The sequence below is a fragment of the Campylobacter concisus UNSWCS genome, from assembly GCF_000466685.1.
Taxonomy (GTDB): Bacteria; Campylobacterota; Campylobacteria; order Campylobacterales; family Campylobacteraceae; genus Campylobacter_A; species Campylobacter_A concisus_A.
Window position 1 is genome coordinate 1 of sequence record NZ_ANNG01000045.1, and the last position, 3390, is coordinate 3390.

3 protein-coding genes and 1 pseudogene are annotated in these 3390 nt (G+C 28.7%); all 4 read right to left on the bottom strand.

The window, feature by feature from the left end:
- Positions 1-249: 249 nt before the first annotated feature.
- Positions 250-621, bottom strand: coding sequence for a hypothetical protein (locus UNSWCS_RS09515; RefSeq protein ID WP_035143864.1), 372 nt, complete (start codon positions 619-621; stop codon positions 250-252).
- Between the two features lie 336 nt (positions 622-957).
- Entirely contained in the window at positions 958-1278 is a 321-nt protein-coding gene (locus UNSWCS_RS09520) for a hypothetical protein (protein ID WP_012001138.1), read from the bottom strand.
- Between the two features lie 154 nt (positions 1279-1432).
- Positions 1433-2140 (bottom strand): hypothetical protein, encoded by a 708-nt coding sequence (locus UNSWCS_RS09525; protein WP_021088325.1) that lies wholly within the window; start codon positions 2138-2140, stop codon positions 1433-1435.
- Position 2141: 1 nt separating this feature from the next.
- Positions 2142-3390: pseudogene (locus UNSWCS_RS09530) on the bottom strand (hypothetical protein); the annotation flags it as partial.

The following is a 3390-nucleotide window of genomic DNA, read 5'->3' on the forward strand; positions in this document are numbered from 1 at the left end:
TACATTTGAGCTTATGCTAGTATTTACTAGATCTTTTGTTAGTTTAGTTGTATCTCTATTTAGTCTTGTTAGATCATCAGAGTTTTCTTTATCAGCTATCTCTATGTTACCACTGCCTAGAGTTGCTAGGTTTTTAGATAAGCTGTAGCTTAAATTTCTATGGTTAGATAGATCTATTGATTTAAGACCAGAGTAGAAAACTCTATCTACATTAAGAATTTTGCTCTTTTATATATCTTATATCAACAGCTATTCATCTAGTTTGTAAATACACCAATCTTTATCCAATTTTAATTTATCCAAATTCACAAAAATTTTATCCGAATTTGATGCAATATTTTCTTGACTTTCATATGCTAAAACATATTTCTTTGACAGCACAAATGATTTTGGATAATCTATTCTAATTGCTTTTTCATCGATTTTATATTCGTTAAAATCTGCGATAATCAAACTACTAATATATCCTATATTATCCTGATCATTGTCTGTTATTTCACCATTATATATAAACAATAGTTTAATAGTAAAATTTTCCAACGCTACATATAACGCACGCATATTTTGCGTAATTTCACCTTGTAGTGCTCTTTTGGTTGACAATAGAATTTTGGTGTCCATAATTAATCCTTATCAATATTAATTTGGTTTGCTAGGCACTATGTGCGCACCATTTTACTATAATAAACTATCCCTAAAAAAATCAAAACTGCCGCTTTTATCACCCATTCTACTATTAAATCCAAATAGATGAAATCTATATTTTTATAAAAATCATTTTTGTTTTTTTAATAAAACATCCACCAATAATTTTTCATTTTTTAATATGCCTAGCACTATTTGACAATTGTTATCCTTTCAATATTGTAACTACAATCATTTAGTCTAGTGAAATAAAAATATTTTTGGTAGTCCATTTAGATATAAAACCAATTCCTATATAACTGCTCATAATACCTACTCGCTTATAAATTTTTCATACTCTTTTGGCACTTGTGGGTTTTTATTAAATAAAAGTGGCATATATTTATAAATATCGACCATTACAATTTCTTGATAAATATTATCTAATCGCCAATCTATTGTGTCGTAGCGTATGTTTGCATTCTTTACATTCTCTATTGTTAAATCTCCATTTTTTACACCAAAATGTATTATTTCGTTTAACTCATCTAATGAATAATGCCACTCATTGTGAAAAAAATTAAAAACAACCGAAATAATTCCGTCGCCTTCTATTGCCGAAGATAACAACTCTATAATATGTTCTTTTCTCATATTTTTCCTTATTTTAATGGAATTCTTACTTTTTCACTACCGACTGTTGCTTTCAGATACGGATTACCATGAATATCATCTTTTGGATTTTTATATCCTTGATTTAATTCAAACGAACCACCTTTACCATCATAATCTCACACCTTCTCCTTTTTTAAGTGGTTTCTTGGTCCAGCTCTGTAACTCCTTGCCATAAAATTTCTCCATTATCATCTATTTCGATTTCTATATTTTTGTATTTATTATAAATTTTTGGATATAAAACTTCTTTTAGATATTTTTCTCCATTTTTTGTTATGCATATCCAAGGCATATATGCAAGCCAAGTACAAGGATGTCGCCACATATCTTTCAAAAGAAATTTAATATTTTCGTATTCATCTTTATCAAATCCGCTTTTATAAATTTTCTTGTTATAAAAATAATTATTTCTAAAATAAATCCATTTTTCATAAAGCGTCATACCTAAATCTATTTTGGATAAATTTGTATCAAAATCTGTTCCTAGTTCATCCAAATTACCGTCTTCTACACCAAAATCAATAAAACCAGCCAAAAATAGTTGCCCCATAACAGCATAAAATTCACTTGCGTAAGTCGCATTGGGAGAATTTTCGCCAAATTTCTTATCTAATTCTTCGTGTATATAATAATTTCGAGACATATCTGGTTCATAGAAATAACATAATTCCAAAATTGCCAGTTCAAAATATTCTAAAATATCAATTTTTGTAATATTTGGAATTTGAATTAAAAATTTTAAAAAAATGCCATCATCGTCTAATCCAAAATTTCTAATCAATTCAACATCATCATTAAAAGACCAACCATCACTATCGCTTTTTATTATCTTGTATTTCATTTTACTCCTTATAGTGAATTTTACGAATTCCACCATTTACTGGCTCAATTTCAATAGTAGCTCCGCCACTTTTAGAGGTGGGTCTATATTTTATTATAGTTCCATCATCAAGCTCTTTTCTAATTATAATTGTCTTGTCATTGGTTAAAACTGGCTTAATATCTTTTGCATCTTTTGTTAATTTATCCCACACTAAGTTTAATTCATTATTATCTTTAACAAGTCTAACTCCTTTACTCCCTTTCCCAATAGATTTTATACCAACAGTATTAAAAATTTCTAGTACGGTTTCTTTACTTGTAATTTTATTTTCAACAATGTCTCCAATAGTGCCAGTAGCTACCTTATCTCCATTTCCAGTAACCCCAACCCCATCACTACTATTTTTATTATTTAAATTATGCTCGTTACTCTTTAACTCGGCATTAGAATTTGCAATAGTATCACTATTTACATTATTTTCTTTTAAGCTCTCATCAAATTTCTTATTTGCTTTGCCTAAATTCTTAGCTCCTTTCATAAGAGCAAATGGTCCTGAGAGTGCCAAATCAATACTAAAATCAGCTGAAACATCTGAAAGTGAATAGATAGCTTCTTTTTGTTTATCTTGCCATCCTTTATCATTTACATCAAATAAGTCTTTTGATATATAGTTGCTTATTTTGTCTTTTACTCCACCAAATAAGGTATCTTTTCCTTTTTCCATTAGCATTGACACAGAGGTTTTAACTATACCTTGTGTTGCAAATTGTGTTATTAGTATAGCAGTTGCTGCTTTTTCCTCACCTACGATTTTAACCATAGAGTTTATTGCCTCAGCGCCATCTACTAAATAATCTTGCAAATCCTTTTGTGCAATAACTTCAATACCTTTTAAAATAATTTCATTATTTGATTTAGGAGTATTAGCATTATTTCTATTCTCATAATCCGATATTAATCTTCTAACATTCTCATCATTAAGCAATAAATTTATCTTTTCGTCACTTACTCCTTCTTTTTTTAAGGCTTGTAGAATAGAATTCTCTAAACCTATTTGCTCTATTTGTTCTTTTTGCTCATTTGTAAGTTCATCTGAAATTTTATCTTTTACAAACCTATTAAAGTCATCTAACTTATCAATGATATGTTTTATCTCACTCTTTATCTGCTCTCTTCCATCAGCTGTTAGCACCCTTAAATCCATACTACCATCTACATTTGAGCTTATGCTAGTATTTACTAGATCTTTTGTTAGTTTAGTGGTATCT

Excerpts from the sequence above, each read along its gene's own strand:
- UNSWCS_RS09520 (WP_012001138.1), bottom strand. The coding sequence starts at position 1,278 with ATGAGAAAAGAACATATTATAGAGTTGTTATCTTCGGCAATAGAAGGC.
- UNSWCS_RS09525 (WP_021088325.1), bottom strand. The coding sequence starts at position 2,140 with ATGAAATACAAGATAATAAAAAGCGATAGTGATGGTTGGTCTTTTAAT.
- UNSWCS_RS09515 (WP_035143864.1), bottom strand. The coding sequence starts at position 621 with ATGGACACCAAAATTCTATTGTCAACCAAAAGAGCACTACAAGGTGAA.